The sequence below is a fragment of the Streptomyces sp. ISL-1 genome (assembly GCF_018614585.1).
Lineage (GTDB): Bacteria > Actinomycetota > Actinomycetes > Streptomycetales > Streptomycetaceae > Streptomyces > Streptomyces maoxianensis.
The window spans coordinates 1-14,757 of sequence record NZ_JAGGOI010000001.1; the positions used below are offsets into that span (position 1 = coordinate 1).

13 protein-coding genes are annotated in these 14,757 nt (G+C 69.5%); 6 read left to right on the top strand and 7 right to left on the bottom strand.

Annotation, left to right across the window (positions count from 1 at the left end):
* Positions 1-307 precede the first annotated feature (307 nt).
* From ehuA to ehuB, 4 genes are read right to left on the bottom strand one after another with little or no spacing between them, the layout of a single operon-like run.
* A complete protein-coding gene (ehuA, locus tag J7E87_RS00005) occupies positions 308-1,084 on the bottom strand; it encodes an ectoine/hydroxyectoine ABC transporter ATP-binding protein EhuA (RefSeq protein ID WP_215088814.1) in 777 nt (258 codons plus the stop codon).
* Positions 1,074-1,724 (bottom strand): ectoine/hydroxyectoine ABC transporter permease subunit EhuD, encoded by a 651-nt coding sequence (ehuD, locus tag J7E87_RS00010; RefSeq protein WP_215088815.1) that lies wholly within the window; start codon positions 1,722-1,724, stop codon positions 1,074-1,076. The genes ehuA and ehuD overlap by 11 nt, the downstream gene beginning before the upstream one ends.
* The gene (gene ehuC / locus J7E87_RS00015) at positions 1,721-2,461 is read right to left on the bottom strand and encodes an ectoine/hydroxyectoine ABC transporter permease subunit EhuC (protein ID WP_215088816.1); all 741 of its coding nucleotides are present in this window, start codon (positions 2,459-2,461) and stop codon (positions 1,721-1,723) included. The genes ehuD and ehuC overlap by 4 nt, the downstream gene beginning before the upstream one ends.
* Entirely contained in the window at positions 2,458-3,339 is an 882-nt protein-coding gene (gene ehuB / locus J7E87_RS00020; RefSeq protein WP_215088817.1) for an ectoine/hydroxyectoine ABC transporter substrate-binding protein EhuB, read from the bottom strand. Before ehuB ends, ehuC begins: the two co-directional genes overlap by 4 nt.
* A 42-nt stretch (positions 3,340-3,381) precedes the next feature.
* On the opposite strand from ehuB, the gene J7E87_RS00025 reads away from it, so the two are divergent.
* Positions 3,382-3,885, top strand: coding sequence for a DUF3830 family protein (locus J7E87_RS00025; protein WP_215088818.1), 504 nt, complete (start codon positions 3,382-3,384; stop codon positions 3,883-3,885).
* Positions 3,886-3,975: 90 nt separating this feature from the next.
* Here the strand turns inward: J7E87_RS00025 and J7E87_RS00030 are convergent, their stop codons facing one another.
* Together J7E87_RS00030 and J7E87_RS00035 are read right to left on the bottom strand one after the other, a co-directional pair.
* Complete coding sequence (locus J7E87_RS00030) at positions 3,976-5,382, bottom strand: amidase (protein ID WP_215088935.1); 1,407 nt, start codon at positions 5,380-5,382, stop codon at positions 3,976-3,978.
* Positions 5,375-6,328, bottom strand: a complete 954-nt coding sequence (locus J7E87_RS00035) for a D-2-hydroxyacid dehydrogenase (RefSeq protein ID WP_215088819.1) — start codon at positions 6,326-6,328, stop codon at positions 5,375-5,377. The genes J7E87_RS00030 and J7E87_RS00035 overlap by 8 nt, the downstream gene beginning before the upstream one ends.
* 128 nt (positions 6,329-6,456) lie before the next feature.
* On the opposite strand from J7E87_RS00035, the gene J7E87_RS00040 reads away from it, so the two are divergent.
* The 4 genes from J7E87_RS00040 to J7E87_RS00055 all read left to right on the top strand — a co-directional run bounded on the left by J7E87_RS00040 (position 6,457) and on the right by J7E87_RS00055 (position 11,159).
* A complete protein-coding gene (locus J7E87_RS00040; protein WP_215088820.1) occupies positions 6,457-7,278 on the top strand; it encodes a decarboxylase in 822 nt (273 codons plus the stop codon).
* Entirely contained in the window at positions 7,275-8,000 is a 726-nt protein-coding gene (locus J7E87_RS00045) for an aspartate/glutamate racemase family protein (protein ID WP_215088821.1), read from the top strand. Before J7E87_RS00040 ends, J7E87_RS00045 begins: the two co-directional genes overlap by 4 nt.
* A gap of 87 nt (positions 8,001-8,087) precedes the next feature.
* The gene (locus J7E87_RS00050; protein WP_308312788.1) at positions 8,088-9,161 is read left to right on the top strand and encodes an LLM class flavin-dependent oxidoreductase; all 1,074 of its coding nucleotides are present in this window, start codon (positions 8,088-8,090) and stop codon (positions 9,159-9,161) included.
* A 291-nt stretch (positions 9,162-9,452) separates the two neighbouring features.
* Positions 9,453-11,159 (top strand): glycosyl hydrolase family 18 protein, encoded by a 1,707-nt coding sequence (locus J7E87_RS00055; protein ID WP_215088823.1) that lies wholly within the window; start codon positions 9,453-9,455, stop codon positions 11,157-11,159.
* A 99-nt stretch (positions 11,160-11,258) separates the two neighbouring features.
* Here the strand turns inward: J7E87_RS00055 and J7E87_RS00060 are convergent, their stop codons facing one another.
* Positions 11,259-13,073, bottom strand: a complete 1,815-nt coding sequence (locus J7E87_RS00060) for a bifunctional diguanylate cyclase/phosphodiesterase (protein ID WP_215088824.1) — start codon at positions 13,071-13,073, stop codon at positions 11,259-11,261.
* A gap of 388 nt (positions 13,074-13,461) precedes the next feature.
* On the opposite strand from J7E87_RS00060, the gene J7E87_RS00065 reads away from it, so the two are divergent.
* The gene (locus tag J7E87_RS00065) at positions 13,462-14,718 is read left to right on the top strand and encodes a M6 family metalloprotease domain-containing protein (RefSeq protein ID WP_215088936.1); all 1,257 of its coding nucleotides are present in this window, start codon (positions 13,462-13,464) and stop codon (positions 14,716-14,718) included.
* Positions 14,719-14,757: the final 39 nt, after the last annotated feature.

Consider the following 14,757-nt stretch of genomic DNA (forward strand, 5'->3'; position numbering starts at 1 on the left):
CGCTGCCGCCGGGTCCATATCGGTGGCCGGCCGGGCTTCTTGCCCTTTGGTAACAGCAGCTCCAGCACGGCCCATTGCTCGTCCGTCAGATCTCCACGCGCCACGAATCAAGATCATCTCACATCCAAGATCCACTTTCGATACAGGCCCTAGCAGGTTGTGACCGCAAGCTTTCGTACCACGATAGCGGCCAAGAGCCGTTTCGGGGGCGGCTGTTGGCGAGTTTCATACTGCGCCCCAGCCTCATGGGCTGGGGCGCAGTTCCCTGGCATATGCCAGGGTCACACCTATTCCTCGGAGTGAAAGGTCAGAGGACCGCGCCGAGAAACTCGCGGGTACGTTCGTGCTCCGGCTCCGAGAAGATTTTTTCCGGTGATCCGGACTCGATGACCTTTCCGGCGTCGAACATCAGCACCTCGTCCGAGATGTCCCGCGCGAAATTCATCTCGTGCGTCACGCACAGCATGGTGATGTCGGTGGAGCGGGCGATGTCCCGCAGCACGTCCAGCACCCCCGCGACCAGCTCGGGGTCGAGTGCCGATGTGACCTCGTCGAGGAGCAGCACCTGCGGACGCATCGCCAGCGCACGCGCGATCGCCACCCGCTGCTGCTGGCCGCCCGACAGCTGGGTCGGCTTCGCGTCGCAGCGGTCGCCGAGACCCACCAGGTCGAGGAGCTCCTTCGCGCGCTCCTCCGCCTCGTCCTTGGACATTCCGAGCACCCGCACCGGCGCCTCGGTGATGTTGCGCAGGGCGGTCATGTTCGGGAACAGGTTGAACTGCTGGAAGACCATGCCGATTTGTTTGCGCGCCGCGCGGCGCTCCTTCTCGGGGGCCGGAAACAGCCGGTCCCCATTCACCTGGATCGTGCCCTCTTCGGGCGATTCCAGAGTCATCAGCAGCCGCAGGATCGTGGTCTTGCCGGAGCCGGACGGGCCGATCAGCGTCACATGCTTTCCGGGCTGTACCGAGAAACAGAGGTTGTCCAGGACGGTGTTGTCGCCGAAGCGCTTCGTCACATTCTCGAAGCGGATGAGTTCCTTGGACGTGTCGGGCGGGGTGTCGAGGCGTATGTCAGCGGACAAGGCGGCGCTCCAGGGTTCGTACGAGAAGAGAAGCCGGGTAGGCGATGAGGATGAAGGCGATGCCGATCACGGTCAGCGGCTCGGTGTACTGGAACGTCGACGCGCTCTCAAGCCGCGACTGCTGCAGCATCTCCAGTACGCCGATCGCGGCGAGAAGCGGTGTGTCCTTGAGCATCGCGATGACGTAGTTGCCCAGCGCAGGTGTGATGCGCCGGATCGCCTGCGGCAGGATCACCGCGAACCAGGTGCGGTGGGCGGGCAGGCTCAGCGCCTTCGCCGCCTCCCACTGACCGGGCGGCACGGCTTCGATGCCGGCCCGGTAGACCTGCGCGGTGTACGTCGAGTAGTGCAGCCCGATCGCGATCGTGCCGGTGGTCAGGGCCGAGAACTGCACGCCCCACTCCGGCAGCACGAAGTAGAGGAAGAAGAGCTGCACCAGCAGCGGGGTGGTGCGGATGAACTCCGTGACGGCGTTCACCGGCCACCGTACGAAACGGGTCGGCGCCCTGAATCCGATCGCCCAGACGAGGCCGAGCGTGAAGGAGATCAGCGAGCCGAGCACAAGGATCTGCAGCGTGATGAGCACGCCGTCCCAGAAGCGCGGCATGAAGTCCGCGACCGCGGACCAGTCCCAGTTCACTTCGAGACACCCCCTGAAACCGTGCTGCCGGCCGCCTTGGCCTCGGCGCGCTTGGCGAACATGCCGCCGAGTACGCCCGGCTCGGGCTCGATGCCGACATTGCGCTTGGTCTTGCGCTCCAGGACCTTCATGGAGCGGGTCAGGACGAACGCGAGCACGAAGTAGATCACCAGGCTGATGGTGTAGACCTGCGCGCTCTCCTGTGTCGCTAGCCGCACCAGATAGGCGGCGAAGGAGACGTCGCCGACGCCGAGCAGTGACACCAGAGCGGTGCCCTTGAGCAGCTCGATGAGCAGATTGCAGAACGGCGGGATCATCTCCGGCACGGCCTGCGGCAGCAGGATCAGCCGCATCCGCTGCCAGGGCGTGAGGCTCAGCGCGATGCCCGCCTCACGCTGCGCCGGAGCCACGGAGTTCAGCGCGCCGCGCACGATTTCCGCGCCGTACGCACCGTAGGACAGGCCCAGCGCCAGCACCGCCGCCCACATCGGGACCAGCTGCCAGCCCAGCAGCGGCGGCAGCACGAAGAACAGCCAGAACATCAGGATCAGCGCGGACGTACCGCGGAAGATCTCGGTGTAGAAGCCCGCGAGGAAGCGGACCAGGCCCGAGCGGTGGGTGCGGGCCATACCGACGGCGAAGGCTACGACGCCGGCCAGCGCCGCGCTGTACACCAGCAGTTGGACGGTTATCCAGATGCCCGGTAGTACCCAGTTCTGCCAGAGTCCGGCTGTCATCGGCACAGCTCCTTGGCAGTGAGCGTGGTCATCTCGTTCTGGGTGAAACCGAACGGCCGCAGTATGCGGAAGAGTTCGCCGCTCTTCTTCATCTTGTGGATCTCGACGTTGAACGCGTCACGCAGTTCGGTGTCGGTGGGGCGGAAGGCGAAGCCGCCGCCGTCGATCTTCTTCTCGCCGTCGACGACGGCCGCGAACGGCTCCGTCGCCTCGGCCTTGCGGCTCTTCTTGACCACCTCACGGGCGGTCAGCGCGGTGCCCGCGAAGACGTCGACCCGGCCCGACTCGACCGCGTTCAGCCCCGCCACCTGGTCCTGGAGGATGACGATGTCCTTCTCCGGGAAGCCGGCGGCGACGGCGTACTCGATCTCCGCATAGCCGGTGCCGGTGGCGAACTTCGCCTTCGCCTTCACCACGTCCTCATAGCTGTGCAGGTTCTTCGGATTGCCCTTGCGTACGATGAAAGAGTCCAGCATCTGGTACTCGGGGTCGGCGAAGATGACCTGCTCGCATCGCTCCTTGTTGATGTACATCCCGGCCGAGACGACATCGAACTGCTCGGAGTTCAGCCCGGGTATGAGCGAGGCGAAGTCGGTGGCGACCGGCTGGACACTGTCGATCCCCAGCCGCTTGAAGATCACTCGGGCCAGTTCTGGAGCCTCCCCGGTGAACTCGCCCTGGTTGTCCACATAGCCGTAGGGCACCTCGCCCGCGATGCCCAGGCGCACCGTGCGCTGGGACTTGAGCCGGGCCAGGGCATCACCCGACGGCACCCGGCTGCAGCCGGCCGCCGCCGTGGCGCCGAGTGCGCCGGCGGCAGCGGTACCGAGCAGCACTGTGCGTCTGCGAATTGATCCTGTCAGTGGTGTTCGAGCCATGGCCGCGCGGCTACCCGCGTCCGCGCGGGGTATGCGTACCAAATGGCCGACCGATACATGACCGTAGCCCTGGACAAGCGCGGTGTGCGGTGCACCGCGAAACTCCTCACCGACAAGGCCCCGCTGACCTGCGCGGCCGTATGGGACGCGCTGCCGCTCGCAGGCGACGTCTACCACGCGAAGTATGCCCGTAATGAGATCTATGCACTGTTTCCGGCGTTCGCCGAGCAGGAACCGCCGCTGGAGAACCCGACAGTGACCCCCATTCCGGGCGATCTGTGCTATTTCACCTTCTCTGACGTGCAGTTGGGCACGGCGTCGTACGGATACGGCGAGCGGGCCGCCCACCAAGGCCGCCCCACCGTCGTCGACCTCGCGCTCTTCTACGAACGCAACAACCTGCTGCTGAACGGCGACACCGGCTGGGTCCCCGGCATCGTCTGGGGCACCGTGGTCGACGGCCTCGACCGGATGGCCGAGGCCTGCCAGGACCTGTGGCGGGCGGGCGCGCTGGGGGAGACGCTCAGTTTCCGGCGAGTTGAGTAGCCCCCACCCCACCCCGCCCCTTCCCGAACCATGGGCTCCGCCCCTGGACCCCCAGAAGCGCGTTCGGGGGTCTGGGGGCGGAGCCCCCAGTTACCGGGCCGCGGGCACAGGAGGCGGGATGGTCGCCGCGCCCGACTCGTACAGCGCATGCGCGGCGCGCAGCACCAGCGCGTCCGCGTGGCGCGCGCCGATCAGCTGGACACCCACCGGCAGCCCGTCCTCGTCCACCCCGCACGGCACCGTCGCGGCGGGCTGCTGGGTCATGTTGAAGGGGTAGGTGAACGGCGTCCACCCCGTCCAGCGGCGGTGCCCCGAGTGCGCCGGGACCTCCGCCCCCGCCTCGAACGCGGTGATCGGCAGGGTCGGGGTGACCAGCAGGTCGTACGACGTGTGGAACCGGGCCATCCGCCGGCCGAGATCCATCCGGACGTCCACGGCCGCCAGATACTCCAGCGCACTGTGCCGCGCCCCGGTCCCGGCGACCTCCCGCAGCCCCGGGTCCAGGGCCTCCCGCTGCCGGGGTCCGAAGTGCTGCAGCAGCCGGGCCGCGCCGCTGAACCACAGGGTGTGGAAGGCCTCCACCGGGTCGGCGATGTCCGGATCGGACTCCTCGACGAACGCCCCGAGGCCCGCCAGCGCCCCCACCGCCCGCCGTACCGCGGCCGCGACCGCCGGGCGCACCGCCACCTGGCCGCCGAAGGACGGCGAATAGGCGATCCGCAGCCCCTTCACCCCGTCCGCCAGGGTGCCCCGGACACTGTCCGCGGGTCCCAGGTGCGACCAGTCCCGCCAGTCCTCGCCGCTGACCACGTCGAGCATCAGCGCGGCGTCCGCGGCGTCCCTCGTCATCGGGCCCGCGTGCGAGAGCGTCCCGAACGGGCTGGAGGGATACAGCGGCACGCGTCCGTAGGTCGGCTTCATCGCGAAGATCCCGCAGAAGGACGCGGGGATGCGGACCGAGCCGCCGCCGTCCGTGCCGATCGACAGCGGTCCCGCGCCGAGCGCCACCGCCACCGCGCTGCCGCCGCTGGAGCCGCCCGCTGTGCGAGTGATGTCGTACGGATTGCGCGTCACCCCGTGCCGCGGGGAGTCGGTGACGCCCTTCCAGCCGAACTCGGGGGTCGTCGTCTTGCCGAGGAAGACCGCGCCGTGCGCGCGCAGCCGCTCCACGGACGGCGCGTCCTCGTCCCAACTCCCCTCCACCGAAACGGACATGGAGCCGCGCAGGGTCGGGCCGCTGCGCTGCAGCAGCAGGTCCTTCACGGTGACCGGCACCCCGTCGAGCAGCCCCTGTGGCTCTCCTTTGCGCCACCGCTCGGCGGACGACTCGGCCTGGGCCAGTGCCTGCTCGGCATCCACCCGGACGAAGGCGTTCACCAGGGGCTGCACCACCTCGATCCTCTCCAGCGCGGCGCGGGTTGCCTCGACGGGGGAGAAGTCGCCCTTCTCGTAGCCGGTGAGCAGTTGGCGTGCGGTGAGGTCAGTCAGCTCAGACATCATGCATGGGGACGTACCCACGTTTCTTGTCGACCACGTTCGGGAATGGCTTTCCGGCTTCCCATAGTTCGTACAAGTCGACGAACTGCTCGCCGAGCCGGTCGCGCCAGCCGACCGTGTCGCCGCTCATGTGCGGGGAGACGATCAGCCCAGGCACGTCCCACAGCGGGCTGTCGGGCGTGAGCGGCTCGGAGCTGAAGACATCGAGGGCCGCGCCCGCGATCCACCGTTTGTTGAGCGCGGCGACGAGATCGTCCTCGACGACCAGCGGGCCGCGTCCCACATTGATGAACCGGGCCGAGGGCTGCATCAGACCGAAGCGCCGGGCGTCGAACATCCCGCGCGTCGCATCGGTGAGCGGCGCGGCGCACACCACCCAGTCGGCGCGCGCGAGCAGCGGATCGAGGTCCTGCGCGCCGTGGACGCCGGGCCGCTCGGTGCGGCCCACGACCGCCGCGGTGACGCCGAGGGCCTCCAGCGTGCCGGCCACGGCCCGGCCGATCGGGCCCGCGCCCACCACAGCCGCCCGGGTGCCCGTCACCCGCAGTCCCTCGCGGTGCCGCCAGCGCCGCTGCCGCTGGAGCTCCAGGGTGCCGGGCAGGTCCTTCGCCATGGCAAGGACCAGACCGGCGACGTACTCGGCGATCGGTTCCTCGAAGACCCCCCGGGCATTGGTGACCACCGTGTCGGAAGCGATCAGCTCCGGGCAGAGCAGCCGGTCGACCCCCGCGCTCGGGGTGTGCACCCAGCGCGGGCGCGGCCCCTCGCCCGGCCAGGCGGCACGCACCGCCTCGGAGGTGAAGTCCCACACCAGCAGGACGTCTGCGTACGGAAGTCGGGCGGCGAGCGTCTGCTCGTCGGCGTACTGGACATGGACCCGTCCGGCCAGCCGCCCGAGGCGGGGCGGGGGGTCTGCTGCCAGCACGAGAAGCGTGGGTTCGGACATCAGGCGGAAGCCGTTTCGATGGGGGCACCTCCCCTGCCCAGGAGGGCATACGGGGGAGTCTGAATGTACGGATTGACCACGCTCGCACCCGAACCTACCGTCGTCAACAACACGTCAGGGGGCCTGCGATGGATGTCTCCTTCCTCGGCGGACCACAACCCCAGCGCGGGGTCGGGGTCGTCGCACCGTTCGACTTCGCACTGGACCGTGAGCTGTGGCGCTGGGTCCCCGACGACGTATCGCTGCGCGTGACCCGTACGCCGTACGTGCCCGTCGAGGTCTCCCTCGACCTCGCCCGCCTGGTGAGCGAGCACGAGACGCTGCGCGAGGCGGTCCAGGCGCTGAGCGTGTCCGAGCCCGAGGTGGTCGCCTACGCCTGCACGTCGGGCAGTTTCGTCGGCGGTCTCGCCGGGGAGCGAGCCATGTGCGAGGCGATGAGCTCAGCGGGGGAAGTGGACTCGCTGACCACCTCCGGCGCCCTGCTCGAAGCACTCGGCGAGCTGGGCGCCGGTCGTATCGCCCTGGTCACGCCCTATACGGAGTCGGTGACCCAGGCACTGGAGGTGTATCTGGCGGAAGCTGGGGTAACGGTCACGGGCCGCGCCTTTCTGGGGCTGACCCGGCACATCTGGAAGGTGCCGTACCGGTCGGTGGTGGACATGGCGCGGCAGGCGGTGGTGGGTGCGGCGGACGCGCTCTTCATCAGCTGCACCAACCTGCCGACGTACGACGCGATCCCGCAGTTGGAGGCCGAACTGAGGATGCCGGTGCTCTCCGCGAACCAGGTGACGATGTGGGCCGCGCTGCGCAGGATCGGAGTGCACGCGGTCGGTCCCTACCAGGCGCTCCTGCTGGATCCCGGGCCGACGGCCGAGCAGACCACCGCGCCGACGGCCGAGCAGACCACCGCGCCGACGACCGAGCCCGAAGAACAGGAAGGCTGGACATGACGACGGTAGGACTTCTCTACCCTGGGCACTCAGCCGAGGACGACTACCCCCGGTTCGAGATGCTGCTCGACACCGACATCAGACTGCCCGTCGTCCACACCGACATCGGCGAGGACGCCCACCGTGTCGACGCGCTGCTGCGGATGGGCTCGCCGGAGCGGCTCGCCGCGGGTGTGGAACAGCTCCGGCTGGAGGGCGCGGAATCGGTGGTGTGGGCGTGCACCAGCGGAAGCTTTGTGTACGGCTGGGAGGGCGCGCGCGAGCAGATCCGCTCGCTGGCGCTGGCCGCCGGGATGCCGGCGTCGAGCACGTCGTTCGCCTTCGCGCATGCGGTACGGGAGCTGGGCGCCACGCGCGTCGCGGTCGCCGCGACCTACCCGCAGGACGTCACTGCTCTGTTCACCGCCTTCCTCAAGGCGTCCGGGGTCGAGGTGGTCGCCGACCGGGCGAGCGGGATCGTCACCGCGGCCGAGGTCGGCGCCTGGGGCCGGGCCGAGGTGCTGGAACTGGCGCGCGCGGGCGACCACCCCGACGCCGAGGTGGTGCTGCTGCCGGACACGGCCCTGCATACCGCGGCGTACCTCCCCGACCTGGAGAAGCTGCTCGGCAAGCCGGTCCTCACGGCGAACCAGGTGACGGTGTGGGAGGGGCTGCGGCTGGCGGAGCGCAGGGCGTGGGTGTTCGGGCCGAAGCTCGGCGCGCTGTTCGCGAAGCCGGAGTGAGTCGGGAGTGACCGGGCGGGAATAAGCGGAGAGACCCTCCCGTTAGCTGCTTCTGTACGTATTTTCATGCGCAGGAGGGCTGTAGCGGTGGGCGACGAGATTCAGGGTGACGCGATACGAGGCACGGCGATCGGAACGGCGCCGGTGCCCCTGTCCGTACTTGATCTGGTGACGGTCGGCAGCGGCCGCACCGCGACCGATGCCCTGCGCACCAGCGTGGCCATCGCGCGGCTCGCCGAGAGCCGCGGCTTTCACCGCCACTGGGTCGCCGAGCACCACTCGATGCCGGGCGTCGCCTCCTCGTCCCCGGCCGTGATCCTCGCCCATCTCGCCGCGCACACCGAGCGCATCCGCCTCGGCTCGGGCGGTGTGATGCTCCCGAACCATGCGCCGCTCGTCATCGCCGAGCAGTTCGGCACGCTGGAGGCGCTCGCCCCGGGCCGGGTCGACCTCGGACTCGGGCGGGCGCCCGGCACTGACGGCGCGACCGCCGCTGCCCTGCGACGCACGGACCGGCCGGGGGAGGGCGCCGACGATTTCCCTCAACAACTCGCCGAACTGACCCGCTTCCTGGACGACGACTTCCCGGACGGGCATCCCTACGCCCGCATCCACGCGGTGCCCGGACCGGTCCAGGGCCCTTCCGCCCGTCCGCCGATCTGGCTGCTCGGCTCCTCCGGCTTCAGCGCCCGGCTGGCCGGCGTGCTCGGACTGCCCTTCGCCTTCGCCCACCACTTCTCGGCGCAGAACACCGTCCCGGCGCTCGACCTGTACCGCGAGTCCTTCCGGCCGTCCGCGGTGCTGGACGCCCCGTACGCGCTGATCGGCGTCTCGGCCCTCGCCTCGGACGACGAGAAGGAGGCCCGCCGCCAGGTCCTGACCGGCGCGCTGTCGATGGTCCGGCTGCGCACCGGCCGTCCCGGGCTGATCCCCACGCCCGATGAGGCGGCCGCGTACGAATTCAGCCCCATGGAGCGGGAGTTCGTGGACAGCTGGCTGTCGAACGTCGTCCACGGCACCGCGGACGCGGTGCGGACAGGTCTGGACGACCTCCAGAAGCGCACCGGCGCGGACGAGTTGATGATCACGGCGAACGCGCACAGCGAGGACGCGCGGCTGCGCTCCTACGAACTGATCGCGGACGCCTACGACTTGGCCTAGGACTTGCCGGGAGCGAAGTAAATCCTGGGTTTCACGGGCGGAGTGGTTCTCTGCTGAACTACCCGCCCCCAGGGCCTTAATGGGGACTTAAACCGCTCGTCACCGTTGGTGGCGAGCGGCTTTGTGTGTGCGGTGCGCGTCCCTGACAAGCGGTTTCCCGCCCCGATTGGTCTAGTCCTCAATTTGGACCAGACCATTGACGCGGCAGTGGCCGGATCGCTATCTCTTCTCCAACTCGCGTTCCCACTTCCTGTTTCCAGGTCCCGTTCCGCCCTACCCCGGAGGCTGTACGTGCGCTCCCGCAGACCCTTGCTCGCGGCTCTGACGACCGCGGCCCTCGCCGCAGGCGTCCTGGCCGGTTTCGCAGGCCCAGGCACCGCCGACGAGGGGGCCGGCGAGGAAATCACGACCGCCGCCGCTTCCGTCGGCGGGGTGAAGATCGCGTACTACGACCAGTGGAGCGTGTACGGCAACGCCTTCTACCCCAAGCACCTGGACACCCGGGGCATCGCGGCCAAGCTCGACGTCGTCAACTACTCGTTCGGCAACATCCACCCGACCGAGCTGACCTGTTTCGAGGCGAACAAGGCGGCCGGCGACGACGCCAATCCCAACGCCGGTGACGGTGCGGGCGATTCGTACGCCGACTACCAGAAGTCGTTCGGCGCTGCTGACAGCGTCGACGGTGTCGCCGACACCTGGAACCAGCCGATCGTGGGCGTCTTCAACCAGTTCAAGGAGCTGAAGGCGAAGCACCCGCATCTGAAGATCAATATTTCGCTGGGCGGCTGGACGTACTCCAAGTACTTCCATGACGCGGCGAAGACGGACGCCAGTCGCAGGAAGCTGGTGGCATCCTGCGTCAAGCAGTACATCCAGGGCGACCTGCCGGTCGAGGGCGGCTACGGCGGCCCCGGCGCCGCCGCCGGGATCTTCGACGGCATCGACATCGACTGGGAGTACCCGGGCTCGGAGGGCGGCCATCTCGGCAACCACTACGGACCCGAGGACAAGACCAACTACACGCTCCTGCTGGCGGAGTTCCGCAAGCAGCTGGACGAGTACGGCGCGGCGCACGGCGGAAAGAAGTACCTGCTGACGGCGGCGCTCCCGGCCGGCCAGGACAAGATCAAGCACATCGAGACGGACAAGATCGGCGCGTACCTCGACTACGCGAACATCATGACGTACGACATGCACGGCGCCTGGGACGCGGACGGCCCGGCCTACCACCAGTCGCCGCTGCACTCGCCGGCCTCCGACCCGACGGACCCCATCGCCCCCGGCACACAGAAGTACTCGATCGACAACGCCATCGACTCCTGGCTCGACGGAAACGCGGCGTACGGCATCGCCGGCGGCTTCCCGGCGAACAAACTGACGCTGGGGTACGAGTTCTACTACCGCGGCTGGAAGGGCGTCCCGGCCGGCGCCAGAAACGGTCTCGCACAGTCCGCGACCGGAGCGTCGGCCGCCCGGCCGGTGAGCCAGCAGCCGGGCATCGCGCACTACAAGGAGCTCGGCGGGATCGTCGACAACGCGGCGACGACGTTCTGGGACGACGAGGCCAAGGCGGCGTACTTCTACAAGGACGGGGAGTTCTTCACCGGCCTCGACAAGCGCGCGATCCAGGCGCGGGCGGACTACGGGCACAGCCGGGGCCTGGCGGGCGCGATGATGTACTCGCTGCTCGGCCTGGACGCGAACGCGACGCTGTTCAACGACATCGTGACGGCGGTCGGCGGCTCCCCGAACCCGGACCCGTCTCCTTCGGACCCGACCCCGTCACCCTCAAGCCCGACCCCGACCCCGACGCCGACCCCGACCGACCCGCCGACTGGCTGCACGGCCGCGGCCTGGTCCAGCACCCCGGCGTACACCGGTGGCGCGCAGGTCTCCCACAAGGGCCGCCTCTGGAAGGCGAAGTGGTGGACCCAGGGCGAAGAGCCGGGCACGACGGGCGAATGGGGCGTCTGGCAGGACCTGGGCGCCTGCTGACCCGCTGATTTCCGAGCCCCCCACAGGCCGCCGCCCCCGCCCGGAATGTCCTCCCGGCCGGGGGCGGTCGGCGTCCCGCCGGTCGCCGGGATCCGTCGGTCAGACCGACAGTGCGCCGACGCCGATCAGTTCCGCGATCAGCTCCGGCGCCACCGCCCGTGAGTAGAGCCAGCCCTGGCCCGTGTCACAGCCGATCCGCCGCAGTCGCGACGCCTGGCCGGCCGTTTCCACGCACTCCGCCGTGACCGTCAGGCCCAGCCGGTGCGCCAGCTGCACCATCGCCTCGACGATCGTCTCGTCCGCCGGGTTCGGATGCGCCTCGTCCTGGAAGCCGCGGACAAACGATCCGTCGAGCTTCAGTACGGATACCGGCAGCCGGCTCAGATACGCCAGGTTGGAGTACCCCGTCCCGAAGTCGTCGATCGCGATCTGCACGCCCATGTCGCTGAGCGCCTGCAGCGCCTGGAGCGGGCGGCCCGCCGAGCCCATCACCGCCGACTCCGTCAGCTCCAGCTGCAGCAGATGCGGCTCGAGTCCCGTCTCCGCCAGAATCCCAGCCACGTCCGCCACCAGGTCGGAGTCCCAGACCTGGCGTACGGCGACATTGACGCTCACGAACAGCGGCTGCGCGTCCGGATGGTCCTTCTGCCACTGGCGGGCCTGGCGGCACGCCGTACGCAGCACCCAGCGCCCGAGCTGGACGATCGAGCCGTCCTCCTCCGCGATGCCGACGAACCGATTCGGCGCGAGCGTGCCGAACTGCGGGTGGTTCCAGCGCACCAGCGCCTCCACGCCCCGCGTCACCCCGTCCGCCATCCCCACCAGCGGCTGGTACTCCAGCGTGAACTCCCCGCGCTCCACGGCCGGGCGGAGCGTGGAGGACAGCGCCTGACGGGTCATCCGGTGGGCGTTGCGCTCGGGGTCGAAAAGCGTCCAGCGGGCCTTGCCGTCCGCCTTCGCCCAGTACAGGGTCGTGTCCGCGGCCTGCATCAGCCCGGTGGCGTTCGTCCCGGACACCGTCCGCTCCACCACTCCGATCGAGGCCGAGACCGAAAGACGCTGCCCGGCCAGGTCGAACGGCTGCTGCAGCGCGGCCAGTACGGACGCGGCGAGATCGGCGAGCTGCTCCGTACCGGTGGAGTCCTCGACCAGGATCGCGAACTCGTCGCCGCCGAGCCGCGCCACCAGGTGCCCGCCGCTGCATGTGTATCCGTAGGTGTCCGCGCAATCGGTGAGCCGTGAGGCGACCGCGGCCAGCAGCCGGTCGCCGACCCGGTGTCCGAGCGTGTCGTTGACCGCCTTGAAACCGTCGAGGTCGAGATAGCAGAGGCCGATCCGGCCGGTCGAGCCATGGTCGTACGCCGATGACTCGAGCGCCGCCGAGAGCCGCTCGAAGAACAGCGTGCGGTTGGGCAGCCGGGTCACCGGGTCGTGCATCTGGAGATGGCGCAGCCGGGCGTGCAGCTCGCGCCGGTCGCTGATGTCCGCGATGGACAGCAGCACATTGCTGCTGTCGGGCACCGGCGCGACGGTCACCTCCGCCCACAGCGCGCGCCCGTCGGGGTGCTTGAGCCGACGCGCACAGCGGAACCGGGACCGGCGGCCGCGCAGCACTTCGCGGTACGCGTGCCAGGTGCGGCGGTCCGACGCGAGGTCGACGAGGTCCGCCGCGAACTGCTCCCGCAGGGTAGCGGGTTCGGTGCCCAGCAGCGCGGCGAGGGCCGCGTTGGCGGTGACGACGAGGCCCTCGTCGTCGACGACCGCCATCGCGAGGTGCGCCGCGTTGAACGCGGCCCGGTAGTCACGCAGCTCGGCGGTGGTCCGGCCGAAGCGATTACGCTCCGTGATAATTGGCCGGATTTTGCCGGGGACTGCGACTCCCGCGGGCCCTGTTCCTTCGGAGGTTCCGCTCACCGCTCGCTCCCGCAGTGCAGTCGTGTCGTACAGGGTCGTACTGATGTGATCAGCAAGATGTCCGGCAAGATGCCCGGCGGCAAGTCCAGTAGAGGCCGGGAAAGTCTGCCGATCATAGAGGCTGGCCCATGGGCCGTTCCAGCTACGCCGCCGCGAGGCAGCGCATTCACGGCCTTCGGCCGATCGTTTCTGCACAGGTCTGATCCGGGGACGATTCCGCATTGACCGAATGTGACGTTCCGTGAGCCATCGGAGTGTCGTCGGGTCTCGGACCGGTGTCGGACCGGTGTCGGGTCGGTCACCCGGGTGGGGCAGCGGAACAGGGCGTACCACCACAAACCATCACAAGGTGGTTGAGGCGTCGCCCATTCCGCAGCCGGAGGTCCACGTGGAGGGTCAGCAGTCGTCCGAGGGAACACCCGGGGGAGTGGAACCCGTGCGCCTGCGGAGCGCCGCTGCCGCTCTCACATCCCTCATGGCGCTCGCCGCCACGTCGCTCGTGGCGGGCCCCGCGGTGGCCATCACGGCGGGGGGACCCTGCGCGTTGCCTCGAACGGCCGCGCACCACTCCCTGGGTGTGGACACCTGGAACGACGAGTACCCGCGCCCGGTCCGGCAACTGGACGCGGTGATGATCTTCCTGTCGTTCCCGGACTCCGTGCCGCTGAACGCGCCGCGCGAGCTCGTGGCCGACCACTTCCCGGCCACCAGCAGATTCTTCGCGCGAGCCTCGTACGGGAAGTTCGTGCTGCGCCCGCATTCGCAGCGCAGGTGGGTGGCGATGCCCAAGGCATCGACGGCGTACGGGATAAAGCGTGACTGGGAGTCCGGGCAGCGCGCCACATATCTGCGCGACGCGATCACCGCGGCCGACCCGACGGTCGACTTCTCCCGCTACGACATCGTCTATCTGGTCGCGGACCCGAACGCGCCCGGCGTCGACTCCGACGCGACGAAGGTCGTGAACTTCGACGAGCCGCTGCACGCCGACGGCACCGACGTCGACCGGGTCGTCACCGTCTTCGAGCGCCACCCGCCGGACCGCAATGTGCTGGCCCACGAGACCGGCCATGTCTTCGACCTGCCCGACCTCTATCACCGGCCGAGGGACGGCAAGGGCGACTGGGACACATACGTCGGCGACTGGGATGTGATGGGCAGCCAGTTCGGCCTTGCTCCGGATCTCTTCGGCTGGCACAAGTGGAAGCTGGGCTGGCTGGACAGGCGCGCCGTGCGGTGTGTGACGAAGGCCGAGTGGGTCACGCTGGAGCCGATCGGGGCCGCGCCGGCCCCGGGCGGGAGCCTCGGCACGCGGCTCGCGGTCGTCCGGACCGGCACGGACACGGCGCTCGCGATCGAGGCGCGCGGCGCGACGGGCAACGACGAGTCGACCTGCAGGGAGGGGGTGCTGCTGTACCGCGTGCAGGCCGAGACGGCTTCGGGCGGCGGCCCGGCGGAGGTCGTCGACACCCACCCGGGCAGCGTGGCGTGCCGGGGCAGGTCGGTGTACCCGCCGCTGGCGGACGCGCCGCTCGGGGTCGGTGAGACGTTCACGATGCCGGGGACGCCTGGGGGGCGGACGAGGGTGGAGGTGGCGGACCGTACGCGCTCGGGCGCGTGGACGGTCAAGATCAGCACGGCGTAGGGGGGCCGAGGACGGCGGGCCCGGAGTCCGGACGTTCGT

Bases quoted from the DNA above. Each gene is read 5' to 3' on its own strand.
- ehuC (WP_215088816.1), bottom strand. From the start codon at position 2,461: ATGACAGCCGGACTCTGGCAGAACTGGGTACTACCGGGCATCTGGATA.
- ehuB (WP_215088817.1), bottom strand. From the start codon at position 3,339: ATGGCTCGAACACCACTGACAGGATCAATTCGCAGACGCACAGTGCTG.
- J7E87_RS00025 (WP_215088818.1), top strand. From the start codon at position 3,382: ATGGCCGACCGATACATGACCGTAGCCCTGGACAAGCGCGGTGTGCGG.
- J7E87_RS00030 (WP_215088935.1), bottom strand. From the start codon at position 5,382: ATGTCTGAGCTGACTGACCTCACCGCACGCCAACTGCTCACCGGCTAC.
- J7E87_RS00035 (WP_215088819.1), bottom strand. From the start codon at position 6,328: ATGTCCGAACCCACGCTTCTCGTGCTGGCAGCAGACCCCCCGCCCCGC.
- J7E87_RS00040 (WP_215088820.1), top strand. From the start codon at position 6,457: ATGGATGTCTCCTTCCTCGGCGGACCACAACCCCAGCGCGGGGTCGGG.
- J7E87_RS00045 (WP_215088821.1), top strand. From the start codon at position 7,275: ATGACGACGGTAGGACTTCTCTACCCTGGGCACTCAGCCGAGGACGAC.